Here is a 23,093-nt window from a genome sequence, read left to right as displayed (position 1 = left end):
CCACGGTCACACCTTGGCGGCTCGGCGCTGTTCGATGGTCCTGGCCATCGCGTCGAGGGTCGGCGCGTCGAAGATCAGCCGCATCGACAGGCGTACCCCGAATGAGGCCCGGACCTGGGCGACGAGCTGCACAGCCGTCAGCGACGTGCCGCCGATGGCGAAGAAGTCGTCGTCGGGCCGGATCCGCTCGATGCCCAGCAGCGACGACCAGATCGGCGCGAGCACGTCGGCCACCCCTGGTTCGGCCGTGTCCCCACCGGCCGCGACGGTTACGCCGGTGACCGGGCCACCGCCGGCGGCCATGGGCGCGGTGCCGGTGACCGGCGGCAGGGCGGGCGTGGGCGGATCGGGGTCGATCCAGTGCCGAGTCCGCTCGTAGGGATAGCCGGGCAGCGCCACGCGCCGTCCCATGCCGCCGAAGGTCAGCGGCACGCCGTGCGCCCACAGCCTGCCCGCGGCGGTGTAGCAGGTCACCAGGTCGCGGGCGGGGTCCGCGACGGTCGAGTCGATGGTGGCGGGCAGGCTGTGCAGCGGTGGGACGCCGTCTTTGGGCGCCTGCATCTGTGCGAGACCGGCGAGCCGACGGCCGGGTCCGCACTCCATGAACACGCTCGCGCCACCGGCCAGCGCGGTGGCGATCGCCGGTCCGAACAGGACGGGTTCGCGGAGCAGCCCGGCCCAGTACGCCGGGTCGCGGGTCTGCTCCGCGGTGACCGGCAGGCCGGTGCGGCAGGACAGGTAAGGGCTGCTCGGCGCGGACGGGCGCGCGGTCGCGACAGCGGCGGACAGCTCGGCGACCATCGTCTCGGTGACGGCGGACGGGGACGGGTGCACGGTGCGCAGCCGCCGTGTGCCGATCTTGCGGCCGGACGGTTCGGTGAGCCGTTCCAGCAGCTCGGCCGGGCCGGTGACGACGCAGCTCGCCGGCCCGTCGACAGCGACGATCGACGCCTGTGGCGGCAGCAGGGCGGCGAGCTTCTCGGCGCTCGCCGACACGGTGAACGCGGCGTCGGCGGCGGCCTCCCGGTGTAGCCGTCCGTGCAGCGCGACCAGGCGTAGCGCGTCGGACAGGTCGAACACACCGGCCAGGGTCGCCGCGACGTACTCCCCCGCGCCGTGGCCGAGCATCGTGGCGGGGCGAACGCCCCACGACTGCCAGAGCCGGGCCATCGCAAACCCGACGGTGAACGACGCCAGCAGCGGGTCGGCCAGCAGGTCACGGGCGTCGCGACCGGCTGCCGCCGCGCACCGGTCGACGGCGTCGGCGAAGGCCGGTTCGGCGGCGTACAGGCCGAGCCCCGAGGGCACGGCGGACTGGTCGCCGAAGAGCAGGACCACGCGCGGCGTCGCGGCGGCGACGGCCGACAGGCGGCGCTGCGGGTCGCGCAGCGCGGCCGCGGCGTCGGCGACGCCGGTGGCGACGACCGCGGCGCGGTACGGGTGCTCGGCCCGGCCGACCCGCAGCGTGTGCGCCACGTCGGCGAGGTTCAGGTCAGCGGTCGTCGCGAGATGGTCGGCGAGCCGCGCGGCGGCCGTGTCACGGGCCGTGGCGGAACGCGCGGAAACCGTCAGGATCTCCGGCCTGCCTATCGACGATCCGGGCGACGCCGGGGAGGTGTGCGGCGCGCTGCCCGCCGACGATCCGGGCCGCGACGGCAGAGCGTGTGACGTGCTGCCCACCGACGAGCCAGGCCGCGACGGAAGAGCGTGCTGCGGGCTGCCTGGGTCATTGGCGGGCAGCACCCGGACCGCGAGCTCCGGCGCCCGGACCGGGGCCTGCTGGAGCACGACGTGGGCGTTGGTGCCGCCGATGCCGAACGAGCTGACCGCCGCGCGGCGCGGTGTCGCGCCGGACTCCCAGGTGGCGAGGGTCGCGTTGACGTAGAACGGCGTCGTGTCCAGGCCGAGGGCCGGGTTCGGGGCCGTGTAGCCCAGGCTCGCCGGGATCAGGCCGTGGTCGAGGGCGAGCGCGGTCTTGATGAGACCGACGACGCCCGCGCCCTGGCTGAGGTGGCCGATGTTCGACTTCACCGAGCCCAGGGCGCACCACTGCCGGTCGGCGCGGCCGCGGCCGTACACGGAGGTCAGTGCCTCGACCTCGATGGCGTCGCCGAGTGGGCTGCCGGTAGCGGAGGCTTCGACGTAGGTCACGGTGCGCGCGTCGACCCCGGCGGTGGCCAGCGCATTGGCGATGGCGGCGGCCTGCCCGGCGACCCCGGACGCGGTGAAGCCGACCTTGGCCGCGCCGTCGTTGTTGACCGCGTTGCCGAGCACGACCGCGTACACGTGATCGCCGTCGTCGACGGCGTCGGCGAGCCGCTTGAGCAGCACGACTCCCCCGCCGCTGCCCGCCACGACCCCGGAGGCGGCCGCGTCGAACGGGCGGCAGTGCCCGTCGGCGGAGTCGGCCGCGCCCTCGCGGTGCAGGTAGCCGCGATCGGCGGGCAGCTCGATGCTGACGCCGCCGGCCAGGGCCATGTCGCACTCGCCCGCGCGCAGCGCCTCGGCGGCCGTGTGCACCGCGACCAGCGAGGTCGAGCAGGCCGTGTAGACGCCGACGCTGGGACCGCGCAGGTTCAGGTGGTACGAGGCGAGCGTGGTGAACGTGTCGGCGTGGTTGCCGTTGCCGATGGTGGTGTGGTCGGTGACCGCCATGACCGCCCGGTTGGCGTGGATGTGCTGCCAGCGGTAGGTCTCCATGCCCCGTCCGCCGTAGACGCCGATGTCGCCGGGGTAGCGGGCCGGGTCCCAGCCCGCGTGTTCCAGCGCGGCGTGGCACAGCTCCAGGAACAGCCGGTGCTGCGGGTCGGCCAGCGCGGCCTCGCGCGGGGTCAGCCCGAACAGGCCCGCGTCGAAGTTCTCGACGTCGTCGAGCAGGTAGCCGACCGGTACGAAGTCGGGGTCGTCGACCTGCTCCGCCGGGACCCCGGCGCGCAGCAGGTGCTCGCGGCTCAGCTCGGTGCGCGCGCTCCGCCCGGCGACCAGGTTGTCCCAGAACCGGGCGAGGTCGGCGGCGCCCGGCACCCGGCAGGCCATGCCGATCACGGCGATGGGCTCGGGTCCGTCGGTCAGGTCGTCGGTCACTGGGGCTCTCCTTCGCTTGCGGCGCGGTGCCGGGTCCGCGCGCGCCGGGCCGCGCCCCGCCGCAACGCCTGTGCGACCGCGTCGTCGGTGCCGTCGGCGGCCGTCGCGCCGTCCAGGAACGACGCCAGCGCCCGGACGGTCGGATAACGGAACAGGTCCACGACGCGCAGTTCGCGGCCCAGCATCCGGTTGAGTCGCTGCTGCACGGTGACCGCGGCCAGCGAGCCGCCGCCGGAGTCGAAGAAGTTGTCCACGGCCCCGACGGCCTCACGGCCCAGCACCTCGCACCACACGGCGGCGACGGCGAGCTCGGTCGCCGTCACCGGCGGCACACCGACGGATTGGTCCGGCCGCACTGGTCGCACACGGGCTCGGGGAACCTCGACGGCGACCACGCCACGCGAAGGAGCGAGCTCGCCGCCGGTCAGGTCGCCGTCGGCGACACCGCGTGTGATCACCTGCCGTAGCGAGTCGAGCAGCAGGTCCATCCGGGACGTGTCGTAGAGGTCGCTGTTGTGGACGACCTCCAGGCGCATCCGGCCGTCGCGCTCCACGCCGTAGAGGGTCAGGTCGAACGCCGAACCCGGCGCGGGCACCGGCACCGGCTCGCTGACCAGGCCCTTGAGGTCCAGCCGGGGCGCGGCGAAGTTGAACACGTTGAACAGCACCTGGACCAGCGGGCTGCGGACCGTCTGGCCGCCCAGCCTGAACGCCTGCACCAGGCGTTCCAGGGGCGCTTCCGGGTGGGCCAGCGCGGCGATCAGCTCGTCGCGGGCCGCGCGCACGTGGGCGGCGAAGCTGCCGCCGGGATCGGTGTGCAGGCGCAGCGGCGTGATGTCGACGAAGAACCCGACCATGGGCTCGAAGTCGGGGTGGCGGCGGTCGACGGCCGGGGTGCCGACGACGAGTTCGTCCTGCCCGGCCCAGCTCGCCAGGACCAGCCCGAACGCGGCCAGCAGCACCGCCGACGGGGTCGCGCCGTGCACGCGGGCGAAGCGGTGCAGGTCGGCGGTGGTGTCGGTGTCGAGCCAGGTGCCGCAGTATCCGGCGGGGTAGGTCTGCTCGGCGGGGCGCGGCCGGTCGCCGGACACCTCCAGCACGGTCGGGGCGCCGTCCAGGTGGGACGTCCACCAGTCGAGGTCGCTGTCGGCGCGCTGCTCGCGCCGGTCGGCCCGCCAGGCCACGTAGTCGCCGTAGGTGGCGGGCAGCGGCGGCAGGGCCGTGCCGGCGTACGCGGTGGCCAGGTCGTCGTAGAGCATCGCCTGTGACCAGCCGTCGAACACGGCGTGGTGGGCGGTGACCGCCCACACGTGCTCGTCCTCGCCCAGCCGGAACAGCCGGTGCCGCCACAGCGCGTCGGCGGCGAGCCGGAACCGGCCGCCGGCCTCGGCGGCCAGCTGTGCGGCGAGCTCACGTTCGCGTTCGGCCGGGGGCAGCGCGCTCAGGTCGGTCACCGGCAGCGGCACCGGACCGACCGGGTCGACCACCGCGTACGGCACCCCGTCCGCGTCCGGGATACGCCAGCGCAGCACCTCGTGGCGGGCGGCGACGGCGGTCAGCGCGTCACCGAGCGCCTGCCGGTCGAGGGGTCCGCGCAGGCGTTCGGCGAGCACGATGTTGTAGGCGGCCGCCGCTTCGGGCGAGTAGCGCTCCAGGAACCACAGGCGCTGCTGCGCTGGCGACAGCGCGGGCGGGCGTCCGCGTACCGGCGGCTCGTCGCCCAGCGCGGCCGCCGCCGACGCGCGGGCCGCGATCGCCCGCAGGGTGCGGCCCTGCAGCACGTCCTCGATGGCCACGTCGCGGCGCAGCCGCGGGCGCAGCGCGGCGACCAGTCGCATCGCGGTGATGGAATGCCCGCCGGTGTCGAAGAAGTCGTCGTCGCGGCCGACCCGGGCCAGGCCCAGCAGCTCGGCCCAGACGGCGGCGACCTCGGTCTCCACCGGCGTGGCCGGCGCGGCGAACGGCGTCTCGTCGACGGGCGACGCGGTGTCCGCGACGAGCCGGTCGAGGTCGACCTTGCCGCTGGACAGCAGCGGCAGCCGCGGCACGACGGTGATCCGGGTGGGGACCATCGCGGCCCCGAGCCGGGCGGCGCAGTGCTCGTGCAGCTCCTGCGGGCTCGCGGCACCGGTCGTGAACGCCGTCAGCGTCGTGCCCCCGGGACCGTCCACCGCGGCGACGGCCGCGTGCCCGACCGCGGGATGGCTGCGTAGCACCGCCTCGACCTCGCCGATCTCGACGCGCTGACCGCGGATCTTCACCTGCCGGTCGACCCGTCCGAGGAAGTGCAGCAGCCCGTCCGGTTGCCGGACCACCAGGTCGCCGGTGCGGTAGAGCCGCGCGCCGGGCACCCCGGAGAACGAGTCGGGCACGAAGCGCTCCTCGGTGAGGTCCGGTGCGCCCAGGTAGCCGCGGGCCAGCCCCGCGCCCCCGGCCAGCAGCTCGCCCGGCACGCCGTCGGGGACCCGGCGCAGCCGCTCGTCGACGACGTACACCCGGTGGTTGGCGGCCGGGCGGCCGATCGGCAGCGGCCGGTCCCAGTCGCCGCTCGCCTCGAACCAGGTGACCAGCACGGTCGTCTCGGTGGGCCCGAACAGGTTGAGGAAGCGGCGGCCGCCTGCCGTCCAGCGGGCCACCTGCTCCGGGCCGGGAGCCTCGCTGCCGGTGAGCACCACCCGGAGGTCCGGCAGGCCGGACGGGTCGAGCACCGGCAGCACCGCCGGGGGCACGAACGCGACCGTGACCCGGTGCTCGGCGCAGAACCGCTGCAGCCGGGTCGGGTCCGCCCGGTCGGCCGTCCCGGCGAGCGCGACCGTGCCGCCCGCCGCGAGCGGTGCCAGCACGTCGATGACGGAGGCGTCGAACCCGATCGACGCGAACCCGAGCGAGACGCTGTCGCGGCGGAGGCCCGTGAGGTCGGCGAGGCTGGTGACGAACTCGGTCAGCGCCTCGTGCGAGATCATCACGCCCTTCGGACGGCCGGTCGACCCCGACGTGAACATCACGTAGGCGAGATCGTCGGCCGCCGCGGCACCGCCGAGAAGTCCGCGATCGGCCGAGGACGCGTCGGCCGATCCGTGACCGGCTGGTGCGTGACCGTCTGATGCATGATCGCCTGGCGCGCTACCGGCTGGCGCGCTACCTGCCGGGGCGCGGTCGGGCGTGCCGTCGCTCGACGGGCCGGGAGACGGCGCGTCGGGGAGGGGCAGCAACTCCAGGTCCGCATCGGCCAGCAGGTTCGCGCCCAGCGGGTCGCAGAAGACCGTGCGCAGGCCCGCCTCGCGGGCGATGTCGCGCAGCCGGGCGGGCGGCAGGGCCGGGTCCAGCGGCACGTAGGCAGCGCCCGACGCCAGGACCCCGAGCAGGCCGGCGACCAGCATCGGCTGCCGATCGGCACACACCCCGACCAGCGGCTGCGGGCCGTGCGCCCGCAGCCGGGCAGCGATTTCTCCGGCGGCCGCGCCCAGCTGCCGGTACGTGAGCACGGTGTCCCACTGCCGGACCGCGACCGCGTCCGGGGACCTCGCCGCGTGGTCGGCGACCAGGTCGGGATACCTGCGGTCGGGGTAGGACAGGACCGCACCGTGTTCCGTCGACATGATCATCTCCTCGTCGGCGCGGACGCCGGGTCGCGGATCGCCATCCGCAGCTCGCTGAAGTAGCGCCGGCCGGCCGCGTCCGGCACCCACGCCTGCTCGGGGCCCGGCAGCATCTCGGAGACCGTCAGCGGCGTGCGGCTGCCGCCGGTGCGCGACGCGGCCCGGACCATCGCGACGAAGGCGGCCACGTACGCCGGGCTGGTGAAGTCGACGTAGACCGGTTTCACCTCGGTGCCGACCCGGACGAACACCTGCTCGGGCAGCCCAAGGCGGTCCCGCCACCGGCGTACGGCCAGGTAGCGGGCAGCCTCGTCGGCGAGTTCGGGGTCCACTGCGCAGTCCGCGACGGTGGTGCGCCAGGTCTGGCGGTGCACGACGAGGCGGCCGATGCTCACCCGCGGGGTGTACGCGCCGTCGGCGGCGACCTTGAACGCGTTGACCGCCCGCGACGACAGGAACGGGCCGAACAGTTCCAGCAGCGGCCAGGTCCGCCCGTCCGGGGCCCGGCCGGTCAGCTCACCGTCCACCGGCGACACGGTCACCGCGGCCAGCGGCAGGACCTGCGCCGGATCCGGCACCGGCGCCGGGGTGTAGCCGAGCCGGACGTCGTCAGGACCGTCGAGGGTGAACGCGATCCGGGCCGTGAACTCGGGGAAGTCCGTCGGGTAGAGCAGCAGGGTCCGGTCACCCAGGTCGCGGTGCAGCGCGGCGCGCAGCGCGCCGGGATCGGGGTGGAAGCGGGTGAGGGTGCCGCTGTCGCAGGTGAGCCAGGAGACGTGCAGCTCGCCGAGCACCACGGTGAAGTCGCCGTCAGCCAGGGTCTGCGCGTTCGGCGCGCACAGGTGCAGGTCGGGGCTGTGCAGACGGGCCGCGGTCCAGCCGGGCGCGGCCGCGCCGAACAACCGCGCGACTCCGGCGCGCACCTCGGCCGGATCGAGGGTGATCGGGCCGGAGCCGGTCCCGTCCAGCTCACCGGCCGGATCGAGGGTGATCGGGCCGGAGCCGGTCCGGTCCAGCTCATCGGGCGCGCTCGACCCGGTCAGGCCGAGCAGCCGCGTCCACCGGGAGGTGAAGTCGGCGAGCACGTCGGCGACCGGCCCCTGCCCGAACAGGACACCGAGGGCGGCGTCGAAGATGTCGCCCAGCGCGACCGGTCTGTCAGCAGCGGCATCGTCGTACAGCTCGCGCAGCGCGGCGGTGAACGCGGCGGCGATCGCGGCGGTCAGCCACCGGGCAGCCTCCAGCAGCGGCACGAGCGTGTCGGCGAGCATGGTCAGCAGCGGCTCGCCGAAGGAGACGTCGAGGTCGCGCAGCGTCTCCTCGTAGGCGAGACCGCGCCCGGCGTAGGTGGCCCCGGGGCGGTGGAGCACGTCGCCGCCGGTCACCGCGACGAACTCGTTCTGGAGACGCAGCAGGGCTGCCCGGACCGCGTCGGCGTCGCCCGCCGCGTCCGCGAGCCCGTCGCGGGCGGTGAGCAGCCGGGCCAAACCGGCGAGCGCCTCGTCGCGCAATGCCGGGTGGGCGATGGCGGCCAGGCGTCGGCGCAGTTCGGCTTCGGCGGCGACGGTCAACGGCAGCTCGACGCCCCGGCGCAGCAAGCCCTGGTCGGCCAGTTGGGCCAGCGCCAGCAGGGCGTCGGACGCGACGCGCAGCCCGGTCCGCGGATCGGCGAGCGCGAGCGCGGCCACCTCGTGGGCGCTGCGCGTGCCGTCGCTCGCGCCGAGCAGGGCGGCCTGCGCCGGGGTCAGCGGGCGCGGCGGCAGGCCCGCCTCCAGCAGCTCGTCGCCGCGCACCGCCAGGTGGGGTTGCCGGGTCACGGGCAGCCACGGCCCGAAGCGGGGGTCGGCGGCGAGCCGGTCGGCGTACGCGGACAGGACCCGCCGTTCGAGGTCGACCACGCGGGCGCGGACCAGGTCCGGACCGGGCTCGACCCGGGCGGCGACATCGCCGTCGGTGAACGACGCCCAGCAGACGGGGCCGAAGAACCCGATGGTGTCGTTCTTGGCGCAGTAGCGCTGCCAGTAGCGGGTCACCAGGATCTCGCGCGGGCGGTGGCGCGAGTTGCGGTTCGCGTCCGGACCGGCGCGCAGCAGTCCGTCGAGGGCTTCGACGGCGTTGAGGCTCTGCCAGGTCACGGCCTCGCGGAACAGCGGATCGGCGGCGATGTCGTGCAGGCGCGCGGTCATCCGCCGGGTCGCGGCCGCGAACACGCCGTCGAACGCGGCCCGGTCGCCGCCCGTGCCGAGCAGCGCGTCGGCCTCCTTTGCGCACTCGGGCGCGGCCAGCAGGTCCAGGCCCGTCGCCGGGAAGCCGGGTGCGCGCAGCACGGCCGACCGCCACACCTGCCACCCGGTGTCGCCCAGCGGCACGAGCCCGTCCGGCGGTAAGTCACCGGCCACGACGGGCCGCCCGACCGCGCGCACCCAGCCCGGGTCCGGGGCCACCTCGAGTGGTTCCTTCGGCCGCCCTGCCTGGTCCGGCTCACGCATGGCCGGCCGCCACGGGCTCGATCCAATGGCGGCTGCGCTGGAACGCGTAGCCGGGCACCGGCATCCGCGGCTCGGCCGACACGTGCGCGGGAGCCTGCGCGACGAGCACGTGCGCATTGGTGCCGCCCAGCCCGAACGAGCTGACCCCGGCCCGGCGCGGACCCGGCCAGTCGCGGACCTCGGCGCTGACGGTGAAGGGCGACGCCGCCAGGTCCACATCGGGGTGCGGGTGGCGGAAGTGCAGGGTGGGCGGGATCTGCCCGTCGCGTACGGCGAGCACGGCTTTGATCAGGCCGAGCACTCCGGCGGCGGCGTCGAGGTTGCCGGTGTTGGGCTTCATCGAGCCGAGCACGCATCGTCCCTGCTGCGCGCCCGACGCCCGGAAGGCGCGGGTCAGCGCCTCGACCTCGATCGCGTCGCCGAAGGGCGTGCCGCTGCCGTGGCCCTCGACGAAGCCGACGCTGCCCGCGTCCCAGTCGGCGGCGGCCAGGGCCTCGGCGACCACGGCCGCCTGACCCGCCACGCCGGGCACGCTGAACCCGGCACGCGCCGAGCCGTCGTTGTTCACCGCCCAGCCGGCCAGCACCGCGTACACGTGATCGCCGTCCGCGACCGCGTCGGCCAGCCGCTTGAGCACCACGGCACCGCCGCCGTTGCCGAAGACCTGCCCGGTGGCGTCCGCGTCGTACGGGCGGCACACCCCGTCGGCGGCCCACGTCCCGCCGGGGCGGTAGCGGTAGCCGAGCTGCCGGGTCGACACGACCGCCGCCCCGCCCGCGATCGCGGCGTCGCAGCGGAAGTCGAGCAGGCCCTGTGCCGCCTGGCACACCGCGACCAGCGACGACGAGCACGCCGTCTGCACGGCCACGGCCGGTCCGGTCAGCCCCATCGCGTACGCGACCCGGGTCGGCAGGTAGTCACAGGTGCCCCCGGCCAGCGCATCGTCCCAGTCGTCGGGCAGTGCGCCCGCCGGTTTCACGGCCGGGTTGCCGAGCAGGTGGTGGCGCAGGTAGCGGTTCACGCCGCAGCTCGCGAACACCCCGATCGGGGCCGGTGCCCGCGCGGGGTCGAGCCCGGCGTCCTCCAGCGCGTGCCAGGCCGTCTCCAGGAAGATCCGGTGCTGCGGGTCCAGCAGCGCGGCCTCGTGCCCGCCGTATCCGAACAGCGCGGCGTCGAAGTCCTCCAGCCCGTCCAGCAGGCCGAACGCGGGCACGTACGTGCCGTCCACGGGCAGACCCGCGGCCGCCAGCTCCGCCGGCGTGGATCGGCGGACCGCGTCCACCCCGTCCAGCAGGTTGCGCCAGAGCGTCGCGACGTCCGGCGCACCGGGCACCCGGCAGGCCAGGCCGACGACGGCGATCAGGTCGTCGTCGCTCATGACGCCGTCTCCACCTGTGCCGCCGAGCCCTGCCGCGCCGCGCGCCGGCGACGCATCCGATCGGCGACGTGCGCCTGCCCGGCGTCGGCCGTGGCGGGCACATCTGCCGTGGACGGCGCGCCTGCCGACCCGACGTCCACCGACGGCGGCGCGTCGGCGGCAGCCGTGAGGCTGGCGGGTCGCAGGTGGGCGGCGAGTCCGGCGACGGTCGGGAACTCCAGCAGCCGCAGCATCGAGATCCGCTCGCCGAGCACCGCCGCCAGCCGCTCCTGGACCAGCGCCAGCAACAGCGAATGCCCGCCGAGGTCGAAGAACGCGGTGTGCCGGTCGACCTGGGCGACACCGAGCGCTTCGCACCACGCCGCCGCGATCACCTGCTCCAGCGGATCAGGCCCGTCCGGGCCGCGGCGCGGCTGCGCCGGGACGGCGGCAGGTTCCGGCAGTGCCCGCACGTCGAGCTTGCCGGTGTCGCCCATCGGCAGCGCGCCGACCACGACCACGGCCCGCGGCACCATGTACTCGGGCAGCGTCTCGGCCAGCGCCGCCCGCAGCCGGTCCGGCTCCACGGCCGCGTCGCGCGCGGGCACGGCGTACGCGATGATCTCTTTGGTGCCGTCCCTGGCCGGACGGGCGACGACGGCGGCCTGGCCGACGCCGGGCAGCGCGGCCAGCCGCGACTCGACCTCGCCCAGCTCGACGCGGTAACCACGGATCTTGACGAGGCGGTCGGCGCGGCCCAGGAAGACCAGCCGCCCGTCCGGCAGCCGCCGGGCGACGTCGCCGGTCCAGTAGGCGCGCGTGCCGCGATACTCGCGGAACCGACCGGCGGTCAGCTCCGGCTGCCCGTGGTAGCCGAGCGCCACGTGCGCGCAGCGGACCACCACCTCGCCGGTCAGGCAGGCCGGACGCCCGGCGGCGTCCACGAGCACCACGTCGATGCCGGGCAGCGGGTGCCCGATCGGCACCACCGCGTGCTCCAGCGCGGCGCCGGGACCGAGGTGGTGCTGCGCCGCGAAGCTGATCTCCGTGGTGCCGTACCCGTTGACGAACACCGCCCCGGCGGCGAAGTGGCGGCGGCACAGCTCCACGTCGTGGCGGGTGACCTCCTCGCCGCCGAGCAGCACCGCCCGCACGCTCGGCAGCCGTCCGCCGGCGCCGAGCCCGGCGATCAGGTAGCGGTAGACGGTCGGGGTGGAGTGGTAGACCGTCACCGCGTGCCGGGCGATGGTCTGCGCGAGGTGGCCGAGGCCGTGCTCGCGGATGTCGGACGGCACCGCGGCGGCCCCGGACAGGATCGCGCCGAACAGGTCGGTGACCGCCATGTCGTACCCGAACGAGGTCAGCACGCTGGTCCGGTCGGCCGGGGTGAGCGCGAAGTTGCGGATGTGGTTGGCGACCCCGAACAGCACGTTGCCGTGGCTCTGCACCACGGCCTTGGGCGCGCCGGTCGAGCCGGAGGTGTAGAGCAGGTACGCCGCATCGTCCGGCGTCGCCGGTCCGACCAGAGCCGCCACCAGCTCGTCGAGGTCACCCGGCGGGGCCGTCGTGACGATGTGGACCGTCGTCAGGTCCGGGCGGCCCGCCTCGGCGGCGATCCGGTGGGCCAGGTCGGCATGCGCGGCGTCGACGAGCAGCACGTCGGCGTCGCTGTCGGCGAGGATGTGCGCCAGGCGCGCGGCCGGGAAGCTGGGCTCCAGCGGCACGTACGCCCGGCCGCTCGTCAGCGCCGCGAGCAGCCCGGTGACCGTGGTCGCGCCGTGGCGGCACAGCAGCGCCGCCCGGCGCGTGCCGCCGCCGTCACCGGCCGCGGCTTGAACGGCCGCCGCGGTGGCGACCACGGCCGATCCGAGCTGCCGGTACGTCGGCTCCCCGTCGTCGGCGAGCACCGCGGCCCGGTCCGGGTGCCGGGCCACCTGCGCGGCGAACGCCGAACAGATCGTGTCCCCCGGCCCCCATCCGGTCGGCTCCCGGCGCGGCCCGCCGTGCAGCGCCGCCCGGTCGACCGGGCGAGCGTCCTCGTACGCGGACTCCGGCAGCAGGTCCACGGTGGACCGCTCCGGCTCGGCGGCCATCACGGCGAGCAGTGTCGCCATGTCCGCCGCGAACGGCGCGGCCAGCTCCGCCGGGCAGCCGGACACGACCAGACCGCCGCCGCCGGGCAGCACGGCCAGGTCGGCGAGCTGTTCGCCGCCATGCGGCGCGACCTGGTCCCGGACAACCTCATCGGTGGCGACCAGGTCCCGGACGGCCTGGTCGGTGGTCAGGTCGAACGTGGCGATGCCGTCGGGCGACCGCACGGTCTGCACGGCGCGACCGGTGTAGCGGCGGGCCAGCAGGGCCACGGCTGCGCGGGCGGCGTGCTCGGCGGGCACGGCGCAGGCACGGGCCAGCGCGTCCAGCGCCGCCCGGGGCACGACGATCGCCATCAGCGGCCGCCCAGGACCGCCGCCGCGATCTCCTCCACCGTGGACACCTCGGCGTCCGGCTCGCACACCGCGTAGTCGTCGTCGCGGTAGCTGCCCGAGCCGTGCACGACGATCTCCCGCCCGGCGGGCACGAGCCCCCGGTCGATGGCGTTGAGTACCCCGGTGAGCGCCATGACGATCGACCATTCGCGCAGGTCGGCCGGGTCTGCGGGCAGCTCGCAGGGAGTGTTGCGCAGCCAGTCGCGCAGCTGCGGGTAGCGGGCGACGCACTCGTGCCGCGACACCGTGATGCCGTCGCCGCCGTACCGGGCGATGAGGTCGTTCATCGCGGGCGAGGTGACCGGCTGGTGCGTGTAGAAGGTCGGGTCGAGCACCTCGCCGGGGTCGCCGGTCACGGCCGGGAAGTGCGAGTCGGCGTCCTGCGCCCACAGCCCGGTCGCGGCGTCCCTGCGGTATGCCGGCAGCCGGTCCCGGGAGAACGAGCCGTGCCGCAGGTTGAGGACCATGTCCGGGGTGCCCAGATGCTGCACGAGCAGGAATCCGGGACGCGGCGAGCCGTCCGCGCGGCCCGAGTCCTCCAGCACGTCGCGGCCCAGGTTGTAGCCCAGCAGGCCGAACGCGCTGGAGACGGCGTGCGCGTGCCAGCGCGGGGCGGCGGCGATCGCCGGGGCGGCGTCCAGCTCGAACGCGGCGCGGGCGGCGTCGGCGACGAGGTAGTTCGGCAGGGCCAGGGAGAACCACAGGGTGGTGCCGTGCTTGTCGTACGCCTCCTGCGCGTATGCGTCGACGAAGGCCCGGCCGAGCGCCTTGACCCCCTCGGGCTCGTCGCCCCCGAAGCGCAGCAGCGGGTTCGCGACCCGCAGCGCGGCGTCGGCCGACAGCGGGTCGCGGCGGAACTTGTGCCGCGTCGAGCCGGGGGCGAGCACGACGACGCGCAGCTGCTCGGGCGTGACCAGCTTCGCGGCGATCGCCCGGCCGACCGCGTCGCGCAGGGCGATGCCCTTGTTCGCCGAGGTGGGGGTGAAGATGCAGATCGACTCACCGGTGCGCCGGATGTGCTCCACCGCCCGCGCCACGATGAGCATGGACGGGAACGTCTTGGTGGTGTGCGTGCCGGGGTTGCCGGTCAGATCCATGAACTGCACGCCGTGGCCGCCGTGCGCGCCCAGCTCCCGCCACGTCGCGGTGGCCGCGGCGAAGAACTGGCGCACGTCGTCGGTCAGGGCGGGCAGGTCGAACCCGGGTGCGAAGGCGGCGGTGCCCGCCGCGCCGCCGGGGCCCGCGCCCAGCCGGTCGACGGCGGCCGCGATGACCTCGTAGTAGTCGACGATGAGATTGCGGGTCACCGGGACGGTCGCTGTCGTGAGCACCGTTGCTCCTTCGTGAGGTCGGCTCGATGGTTCGGTCAGATGAGTGCCGGGCGCGGGCTCGTGGCCCGCAGCCGTCGGCGCAGCACGCGGAACAGGTCCTGCACCGCGTCGTAGTCGGTGGCGTCCCAGCCCTGCGCCAGCTCGGGCAGGTGGGGCTCCAGGGCGGAGACCGCCGCCGGCAGGTGCCGGACGCGGCCGCCGCCGAGCTCGATCCCGTCCCGGCGGCCGGCGCGCACGTTCCACTCGATCGCCTCCGCCGGGCTGAACCCCGGCAGGTTCAGCGCGAGGCCGCCGTCGGCCAGCCGGACCGGGTAGCCGCCGGGCAGGCCGAGCGGTCCGGGCAGGCTGGTGTACACCTCCGCGCCCGACAGCAGGTCGATGAGCAGGCGTGCCGCGGCGTGCCCGGCGATCGCGTTGAGCGCCGGACGCGGCAGGGCCCGGTCGGGTGCCAGCAGCGCCGACACCCCGGACACCGGCCTGCCGTCGCGCCACGCCAGCACGTCGTCGCCCGGATCGTCCGGGGCGTCGAGGTGCGCGTGGTGGCCGAGCACCGCGAGGCGGCGCTGGTCGGGCAGCCCCAGCGCCGCCTGCAGGCAGGCCGCCAGGGTGGCGACGTTGCCGATGCCGCAGAGCACCGGCAGCCCCATGGCGGCCAGCAGCGGGTTGACCGCGTCGGGGAAGCAGCCGTTGATCAGCGCGGTGTGCGGGCTGGCCGTGCCGATCGCGCGGGCCAGCCGCACCGCGACGGTGGCCTGCAGCGGCAGCGTCGCCCCGAACCCGGCCGCGGCGGTCAGCGCGGTCCACGGCGACGGCCGGTGCACCTTCTCGTACGGCGACTGCGCGGACGCGCAGCACACCAGGTAGGTCGGCTGCAGCCGGGCCAGGGTGGCGGTCTCGTCGCCGAGCCGTTCGCCGGTGAAGCTGATCGCCGTGCCGGCGACGGCGGCCCGGGCCCGGCACTGCCGGGCGATCACCGCCACCGCGTCGGGGTTGCGGGCGAGCACGGTGACCTCGATCGGGGCCGCGTTCAGCGCGCCGAGCGGCGGCGCGAGCGAGGCCAGCGACTCGCAGATCGAGGTCGCCAGCGCGCCGCTGCCGACGACGGCGATGTGGTGCCGGTTAGTCATGGCTCAGACGGCGGGATCGCTGTGCACCGAGGCGATGCGGTTGGCCTCGTCGACGAAGACGACCTTCGGCTTGGCGTCGCGCGCCTCGTCGTCGGTCATGAGCGCGTACGCCGCGATGATGACCAGGTCGCCCGGGTGGATCAGGTGCGCGGCCGCGCCGTTGACACAGACCACGCCGCTGCCCCGCACACCCTCGATGACGTATGTCTCGAGCCTGGCCCCGTTGGTGACGTCCAGGACGTGGATGAGTTCACCGGGGAGCAGGTCGGCGGCGTCCATCAGGTCGGGGTCCAGCGTCAGCGAGCCGACGTAGTGCAGCTCGGCCTGGGTGACGGTGGCCCGGTGGACCTTGGACTTGAGCATGGTGCGGTACATATTCCGCGCAGCCTCCGATGACACGAACACGTCCGAGTGGGGGTTCGACAGCGAAGGCCCCGTCCTTCGCGGAAGCCATTGTCACATGGAAATACTCGCACTGATAGTTGCTGTCACAGATATGCCAGAGCGCGCTCTATCGCGCGACAATACCCCTGTTTTCCAGGTATTTCTCCCGCAGCAACCGTTTGTCGATCTTGCCTAGCGCGGTCAGTGGAAGGCGCTCCACGATGTCCGCGGTCTGCGGCGCCCATAGTGAATTGAGGCGCTCCACACACCATTGCCGCAATTCGTCGACGTCGACCGAGACGCCCGGATGGAGCTGGAGCACCGCGTGCACGGCCTCGCCCCACTCGTCGTCGGGCACGCCGATCACCGCGGCGGCACTGACCGCCGGATGGGCGGCCAGCACGTCCTCCACCGTGCGGGAGTACACGTTGGACGAGGTCAGGCCGGTCACGATCATGTCCTTGGCCCGGTCGACGAGGTACAGGTAGCCGTCCGCGTCGAAGTAGCCGACGTCCCCGGTGCGCAGCCAGCCGTCGACCAGCGTCTGCGCGGTCAGTTCGGGACGGCCCCAGTAGCCGGAGGTCATCAGCCGCGCCGCCGCCCACACCTCCCCCACCTCGCCGACAGCGGCGGGCCGGCCCGCGCCGTCGCGGATCTCGACCCGGGACGGGGGCAGCGGCCTGCCGCACGAGGCCAGCCGCTCGGGACGGCCCGGATCGTGCTGCGCGGTCGGGTACGCGGCGAGCAGCGTCGCCTCGCTCATGCCGTACGCGACCAGCAGCACCGGCCCGAATCGCGCCATGGCCTGCGCCAGCCGGGACGGCGCGATCGCGCTGCCCGCGCACGACAGCATGGTCAGGCTGCCGGTGTCGGTGCCCGCCAGGTCGGGATGGTCGAGCACCTGGTACAGCATCGGCGGCGGCAGCGTCGCCACGGTGATCCGCTCCCGCTGCACGGTGGCCAGGAACCGCCCCGCGTCGAAGCCGTCGTGCTGCACCAGCAGCCCGCCGCTGAACAGGGTGATCAGGCCCGCGGCCTGCTGGCTGGAGTGCCAGAAGCCGGCCACCGCCAGCTGCCGCAGCCGCGGGGCGTCGGCGTCCAGGTGCCGCTGCGCCGCGGCGAGCACGCCGGCGAAGAAGTCGTGCCGGTGGTGCACCAGTTTCGGCAGGCCCGTCGTGCCGCCGGTCTGGAACAGCGACTGCGGCTCGGCGTCGGCGGCCGGCGGCAGCGCGGCACCGGACGACCCGGCCAGGTCGGGTCCGGTCCCGCCCGCACCGATGCACAGCACCCGCAGGTGCGGCAGCTGACCGGCCAGTGCCGCGCCCGGCGCGGCATGGGTGCGGGCGTCGTAGACGAACCCGTCCACCTCGGCCAGCGCGAGGTACTGCGCGCTGAGCGAGGGCGGGGCGTTGGGCGCCACCCACACCGAGCGGCAGCCGAGCAGGTGCAGTGCCAGCTGCACGTACACGGCCTCGGGCTGGTTGCCCGCCAGGACCGCGATCGCCGAGCCCGCCGCGACGCCGTGCCCGCGCAGCCGCTCGGCCATGCCCAGCACCCCCGCGCGCAGCTGCGCGTACGTGATCCGCCGGTCGCCGTGCACGATCGCCTCGGCCGTGCCGTGATGCGCGAACAGCTCCAGCCCGCGCCTGACGTAGTCGCCCTCAGACACCATGGCACGCGACGGTGAGCGTGTCGTGTCCCCGCAGGATCAGCGGCTTGGGCGCGTTGCCGGGCTGCTGTGCCAGGGCCAGCTCGGGGAACCTTTCGAACAGCGCCGGGAACGCGACCTGGCCTTCCAGGCGGCTCAGCGCCGCGCCGAGGCAGTAGTGCGGGCCGAAGCCGAAACTGAGCGACCCCGGGTCGGGCCGGGCCGGGTCGAAGGCGTCCGGGTCGGTGAACCGCGCCGGGTCCCGGTTCGCCGCGCCGATCATCACGAGCACCGCCTGGCCCGCCGGGCAGGGCACGCCCTCGATCTCGGCGTCCTCCGGCGCGTACCGGACCAGGATCTGCACCGGCGGCTCGAACCGCAGCATCTCGTCCACGTAGGACCCGACGTTGTGGGCGGCCAGCTCCGCGCGCAGCTGCGGCCGTTCCAGCAGCATCGTCAGGCCGTTGCCGAGCAGGTGCGTGGTCGTCACGAACCCGGCGTTGAAGGTGGTGATCAGGTTGGCGACGAGCGCGTCGTCGCCCAGATCGGTGGCGGCCAGCAGGCTGATCAGGTCGTCGCGGGGCTCCGCGCGCCGCAGCGCGACCAGGTCGGCGAAGTACGCCGACAGCTCCCGGGCCGCCGCGTCGGCGCGGACCATGTTGCGCCAGTTCGCGCCGTCGAGTTCGAGGATCGCCCCGATCGCCAGCACCCGCGGCCGGAACCAGGCCAGGTCATCCTGCGGCACGCCCAGCAGCTCGGCCATCACGCTGCTCGGCAGCAGGTAGGCGAACTCGCCCATGAACTCGACCGGCCCGTCGGCGGCCAGCTGCGCCAGCCGGTCGAGCAGCCGGTGGGTGAGGTCGGTCATCGCGTGCTCCAGCGCGGCCACCCGCCGCGCGGTGAAGGCCCGCCCGATGATCTGCCGTACGCCGTCGTGGGCAGGGCCGTCGGTGAAGAACATCGAGTCGCGCAGCACCCTCAGCGCGGGGTGCCGCCGCCACTGTGGGGTGTGCAGGTCCAGGTAGGCCGCGTCGAGCTGGCGGAACCTGGAGTCCTTGAGCACCTGGCCGACCGCCTCGAAGCCGTACACGGCGACGGCGAAGCCCTGCGCGTTCTCGTCCACGGCCTGCGCGACGCCCTCGCGGTGCAGGCTCGCGTAGTGCGCGGGCGGATCCACGCGTCCCTGCTCGGAAAGGAGCATCCCCAGGTCCATGGCGACAGTCCTACCACACGGCGGATTGTCGAGGGAACGGGACTCGTCTATGGACGACCTCTACGTCGACACGTTCGTTTCCTGTTCACGCTGCACATCCCAGCGACGCCGCTACATATCGGACAGCACGGTCCCGGCCAGCCACGGATGCCCGTCGTGCAAAATCTTGAGAGCTTTGACCTATAAATATTTCGAATGAATGTCGGTATCTTGCATCCAGGTATCGACAAGATTACCGTTCGCTCCATTCAGGCCGAACGGTGCCCGCCGCCACGGCCATCCGGATCCGCCGGTCTCCGGTGCCTCACCGAGGAGCAGGTCGTGCATCTCTCCACCCGCATACGTCGATTGCTCGCCGGGCTCCTCCCAGGAACGCTGCTCCTGGCCGCCGTCCTGGTGCTGCCCCGCAACGCCTCCGCCGACGAGACCACGATCTCGGTCGACACCCTGCGCACCGGCTGGGACCAGAACGAACCCGGCCTGGCGCCCTCGGCGGTGTCGGCCGCCGACTTCGGCCAGCTGTTCTCGACCGCGGTCGACGGCCAGGTGTACGCCCAGCCGATCGTCGTGGCCGGCACCGTCATCGCCGTCACCGAGAACAACTGGGTCTACGGCCTCAACGCGGTGACCGGCGCGGTCACCTGGTCACGTAACGTCGGCCCGTCCTGGCCCGCCTCGGCCATCGGCTGCGGCGACCTGGTGCCCAACATCGGCATCACCAGCACTCCGGTGTACGACCCGGCGACCAACGCCGTGTACTTCATGGCCAAGGTCAATGACGGCCCGGACACCGCGCACCCCCACTTCTACCTGCACTCGGTCAACCCGGCGACCGGCGTCGAACGGGCCGGCTGGCCGGTCACCATCCAGGGCTCGCCGACCAACGACCCGGCCAACGTGTTCAACCCGCGTACCGCCGCCCAGCGGCCGGGCCTGCTGCTGCTCGACGGCGTGATCTACGCGGGCTTCGCCAGCCACTGCGACTACGGCCCGTACGTCGGTTACGTCGCCGGCGTCCGGACGAGCACCCCTGCCATGTCGACGCTCTGGTCGACCGAGGCCGGCCGGTCCAACGGCATGGCCGGCATCTGGCAGTCCGGCGGCGGTCTGGTCTCCGACGGCCCCGGCCGGATCATCGTGGCCACCGGCAACGGCGTCTCCCCCGCGCCCGGCCCCGGTTTCAGCCCGCCCGGCACGCTGGCCGAGTCGGTCATCCGGCTGCAGGTCAACGGCGACGGCTCGCTGACCGCCCGCGACTTCTTCAGCCCGTTCAACAACACCAGGCTGGACCAGGACGACACCGACTTCGGCTCCGGCGGCCCGATGGCGCTGCCCGCCGGGTTCGGCACCCCGGCGCACCCGCGGCTGCTCGTGCAGACCGGCAAGGACGGCCGCGTCTACCTGCTCGACCGCGACAACCTCGGCGGCAACGCGCAGGGCCCCGGCGGCACGGACGCCTCGGTCGGCGCACCCGCCGGGCCGTACAACGGCGTCTGGGGCCATCCCGCGTTCTGGGGCGGCGACGGCGGCTACGTCTACAACGTCGAGAACCAGGGCTTCCTGCGCGCGCTGAAATACGGCGTCAACGGCAGCGGACTGCCCGTGCTCAGCTCCGCCGGCACCAGCTCGTCGACGTTCGGCTACACCTCGGGCTCGCCGGTCGTCACGTCCACCGGAACCACCTCGGGCACCGCCATCGTCTGGGTCGTCTACAGCGACGGGTCCACCGGCGCGAACGGCCAGCTGCGGGCGTACGACGCGCTGCCCGTCAACGGGCGGCTGAACCTGCGCTACTCCGCGCCCATCGGCACCGCCACCAAGTTCGCCACGCCCGCCACCGACAACGGCCGCGTCTACGTCGGCACCCGTGACGGCCGGATCTACGGCTTCGGCCGGCCCACCACCTCGGCTCTGAACAGCCCGCCGACCGACTTCGGCAACGTCGCGGTCGCCAGCACCGCCAACGCCACCGTCACGGTGACCGCCACCCGCGCGGTGACCATCTCGGCGATCACGACCGCGGCCCCGTTCGGGGCGACCCCGCCCGCGCTGCCGCGCAGCCTGTCCACCGGGCAGACGTTGGCCGTGCCGGTCCGGTTCACCCCGACCGGCACCGGCGGCGCGACCGGCAGCCTGACCTTCACCACCGACAGCGGCGTCGTGTCATTCGACCTGCACGGCACCGGCACGCAGACCGGCCTGGGCGCGACGCCGTCGGCGCTGTCGTTCGGCACCGTGCCGACCGGCGCGAACAAGACGATCAGCGTGAGCATCGCCAACACCGGCACCTCGGCGGTCACCATCACCGGTTCCACCCCGCCCGCGGCGCCGTTCACCGCCACCGGCTTCCCCGCCAACGGCTCGACCCTGGCCCCCGGCGCGTCCGTCTCGGTCTCGGTGAAGTACACCCCGACGGCCGCGGGCAACCAGACCGGCTCGCTGACGGTGACCAGCAACGCGGGTGCGGTGACGGTGCCCATCTCCGGCACCGCGGTCACCGGCGCGCCGCACCTGACCATCACCCCCAACCCGGTCGCGTTCGGCTCGGTGCCGGTCGGCCAGACCGCCACGCACACCTTCGACATCGCCAACACCGGCAACATCACCCTCACCCTGACCAAGGCCGCGCCGCCGGTCGGCGCGTTCAACACCACCACCCCCGTCTCCGAGGGCCAGCAGCTCTCCCCCGGCGACGTCATCCACCAGACGGTCACCTTCACGCCGTCGGCCGTCGGGGCCCAGTCCGCGGTCTACTCGATCACCGGCGACGACGGCCAGGGCGCCATCGCGGTCCAGCTCACCGGCACCGGCGTCACCGGGACCGGCACCGTCAACGTCGCGGCGGGCAAGCCGACCTCGGCCTCCTCGGCGCAGGGCGGCTACCCGGCAGGCAACGTCACCGACACCGACGCCGGCTCGTACTGGGAGAGCGCCAACAACGCGTTCCCGCAGTGGGTCCAGGTCGACCTCGGTGCGTCGACCAGCGTCGGCAAGGTGACGCTGAAGCTTCCGCCGCCGGCGGCCTGGGCGACCCGGGTGCAGACCCTGTCGGTGCAGAGCAGCCTCGACGGGTCGAACTTCTCGACCGTCGTCGCGTCGACGGGCTACACCTTCGACCCGGCCACCGGCAACACGGTCAGCATCGTCTTCCCGGCCGTCAACGCCCGCCACCTGCGGCTCAACATCACCGCGAACACCGGCTGGCCCGCGGGCCAGCTCTCGGCCTTCGAGGTGTACGCCACCGGCACGGGCACCGGGTCGGCCACGTTCGCGACGAACCCGTCGTCGCTGACGTTCGAGCCGACCACCGTCAACGACAACAGCGAGTGGCAGACGGTCACGCTGTCCAACACGGGCACCGCCACCGCCACCGTCTCGTCGATCACCGCGACCGGCGACTACACCCTGGTCACCACCTGCGGCGCCACCCTCGCACCCGGGGCGAACTGCACCGTCACGGTCACGTTCCACCCCACGGCGGCCGGCGTCCGCAACGGCACGCTGACCATCGCCGGCAACGCGACCAACAGCCCCAGGACGGTCGCGCTGACCGGGACCGGCACCACGAACGGCACCGCGTCGGTGTCCGCCGCCCCCACCGCGATCACGTTCGCGGCGACCACCGTCGGCGGATCGAGCACCGGCCAGACGGTCACGGTGTCGAACAGCGGCACCGCCGCCGCGACCGTCTCCTCGATCACGGTGACGGGTGACTTCACGCAGACCAACAACTGCGGCAGCACCCTCGCGGCCGGGGCGTCCTGCCTGGTCACCGCGGTGTTCCGGCCGACCGCGACCGGCACCCGCACCGGTGCCCTGACCGTCACCAGCAGCGCGGTCAACAGCCCGGCCACGGTGACGCTGAGCGGCACGGGCACCCCGGCGGCGAACGTCAACCTGGCCCTGAACAAGGCGACCAGCCAGTCGTCCAACACCCAGAACTACGGCTCGGGCAACGTCACGGACGGCAACGCCAACAGCTACTGGGAGAGCAACAACAACGCGTTCCCGCAGTGGGTGCAGGTCGACCTGGGCTCCGCGCAGACGGTCGGCCGGGTCGTGCTCAAGCTGCCGCCGGCCACTGCCTGGGCCACCCGCACCCAGGCCGTCGCCGTCACCGGCAGCACCGACGGGTCCACTTTCAACACCCTGAAGGCGACCGCGACCTACACCTTCGACCCGGCCACCGGAAACACGGTGACCATCACCTTCCCGGCGGCCGCGGCGCGACACCTGCGGCTGACCGTCACCGCCAACAGCGGCTGGCCGGCCGGGCAGTTCTCCGAATTCGAGGCGTACACCTCATAACGCCGGCCCGTCCCGGTGAGCCGGTGCCGCGCAACCGCGTGGCACCGGCTCACCGCTGTGGCAGGCC

The 23,093-nt window shown here is 74.1% G+C and carries 11 protein-coding genes; 1 reads left to right on the top strand and 10 read right to left on the bottom strand.

Going from position 1 to position 23,093, the window contains the following annotated elements:
- Positions 1-6: 6 nt before the first annotated feature.
- The 10 genes from F9C41_RS06790 to F9C41_RS06745 all read right to left on the bottom strand — a co-directional run bounded on the left by F9C41_RS06790 (position 7) and on the right by F9C41_RS06745 (position 18,718).
- A complete protein-coding gene (locus tag F9C41_RS06790) occupies positions 7-3,084 on the bottom strand; it encodes a type I polyketide synthase (RefSeq protein ID WP_155385791.1) in 3,078 nt (1,025 codons plus the stop codon).
- Entirely contained in the window at positions 3,081-6,683 is a 3,603-nt protein-coding gene (locus tag F9C41_RS06785; protein WP_196279648.1) for a non-ribosomal peptide synthetase, read from the bottom strand. The genes F9C41_RS06790 and F9C41_RS06785 overlap by 4 nt, the downstream gene beginning before the upstream one ends.
- Positions 6,684-6,685: 2 nt before the next feature.
- On the bottom strand, positions 6,686-9,127 hold the full coding sequence (locus F9C41_RS06780) for a lantibiotic dehydratase (RefSeq protein WP_230689375.1): 2,442 nt from the start codon (positions 9,125-9,127) through the stop codon (positions 6,686-6,688).
- Between the two features lie 37 nt (positions 9,128-9,164).
- Positions 9,165-10,550 carry a beta-ketoacyl [acyl carrier protein] synthase domain-containing protein gene (locus tag F9C41_RS06775; protein WP_155385788.1) on the bottom strand — a complete coding sequence of 462 codons (1,386 nt, stop codon included), beginning with the start codon at positions 10,548-10,550 and terminating at the stop codon, positions 9,165-9,167.
- A complete protein-coding gene (locus F9C41_RS06770) occupies positions 10,547-12,976 on the bottom strand; it encodes a non-ribosomal peptide synthetase (RefSeq protein ID WP_155385787.1) in 2,430 nt (809 codons plus the stop codon). The genes F9C41_RS06775 and F9C41_RS06770 overlap by 4 nt, the downstream gene beginning before the upstream one ends.
- Positions 12,976-14,346, bottom strand: a complete 1,371-nt coding sequence (locus tag F9C41_RS06765; RefSeq protein ID WP_155385786.1) for a DUF6002 family protein — start codon at positions 14,344-14,346, stop codon at positions 12,976-12,978. Before F9C41_RS06765 ends, F9C41_RS06770 begins: the two co-directional genes overlap by 1 nt.
- Positions 14,347-14,381: 35 nt before the next feature.
- Positions 14,382-15,473 (bottom strand): potassium transporter TrkA, encoded by a 1,092-nt coding sequence (locus F9C41_RS06760; protein ID WP_155385785.1) that lies wholly within the window; start codon positions 15,471-15,473, stop codon positions 14,382-14,384.
- Between the two features lie 3 nt (positions 15,474-15,476).
- Positions 15,477-15,848: an aspartate 1-decarboxylase gene (panD, locus tag F9C41_RS06755; RefSeq protein ID WP_155385784.1), complete on the bottom strand. Its 372-nt coding sequence runs from the start codon at positions 15,846-15,848 to the stop codon at positions 15,477-15,479.
- Positions 15,849-15,984: 136 nt separating this feature from the next.
- Entirely contained in the window at positions 15,985-17,529 is a 1,545-nt protein-coding gene (locus tag F9C41_RS06750) for an AMP-binding protein (protein ID WP_155385783.1), read from the bottom strand.
- A complete protein-coding gene (locus F9C41_RS06745; RefSeq protein ID WP_155385782.1) occupies positions 17,519-18,718 on the bottom strand; it encodes a cytochrome P450 in 1,200 nt (399 codons plus the stop codon). Before F9C41_RS06745 ends, F9C41_RS06750 begins: the two co-directional genes overlap by 11 nt.
- Positions 18,719-19,039: 321 nt before the next feature.
- Here F9C41_RS06745 and F9C41_RS06740 point away from each other — a divergent pair, with 321 nt between their 5' ends.
- Positions 19,040-23,026 (top strand): choice-of-anchor D domain-containing protein, encoded by a 3,987-nt coding sequence (locus F9C41_RS06740; protein ID WP_155385781.1) that lies wholly within the window; start codon positions 19,040-19,042, stop codon positions 23,024-23,026.
- The last annotated feature ends 67 nt before the right edge of the window (positions 23,027-23,093 follow it).

The sequence above is a fragment of the Catellatospora paridis genome (genome assembly GCF_009720365.1).
Classification (GTDB): domain Bacteria; phylum Actinomycetota; class Actinomycetes; order Mycobacteriales; family Micromonosporaceae; genus Catellatospora; species Catellatospora paridis.
This window is presented reverse-complemented; position numbering and strand designations above follow the sequence as displayed.

What these genes read in the sequence shown, in the direction of transcription:
- F9C41_RS06785 (WP_196279648.1), bottom strand. Translation starts at nt 6,683, where the DNA reads ATGTCGACGGAACACGGTGCGGTCCTGTCCTACCCCGACCGCAGGTAT.
- F9C41_RS06775 (WP_155385788.1), bottom strand. Translation starts at nt 10,550, where the DNA reads ATGAGCGACGACGACCTGATCGCCGTCGTCGGCCTGGCCTGCCGGGTG.
- F9C41_RS06770 (WP_155385787.1), bottom strand. Translation starts at nt 12,976, where the DNA reads ATGGCGATCGTCGTGCCCCGGGCGGCGCTGGACGCGCTGGCCCGTGCC.
- F9C41_RS06760 (WP_155385785.1), bottom strand. Translation starts at nt 15,473, where the DNA reads ATGACTAACCGGCACCACATCGCCGTCGTCGGCAGCGGCGCGCTGGCG.
- panD (WP_155385784.1), bottom strand. Translation starts at nt 15,848, where the DNA reads ATGTACCGCACCATGCTCAAGTCCAAGGTCCACCGGGCCACCGTCACC.
- F9C41_RS06750 (WP_155385783.1), bottom strand. Translation starts at nt 17,529, where the DNA reads ATGGTGTCTGAGGGCGACTACGTCAGGCGCGGGCTGGAGCTGTTCGCG.
- F9C41_RS06745 (WP_155385782.1), bottom strand. Translation starts at nt 18,718, where the DNA reads ATGGACCTGGGGATGCTCCTTTCCGAGCAGGGACGCGTGGATCCGCCC.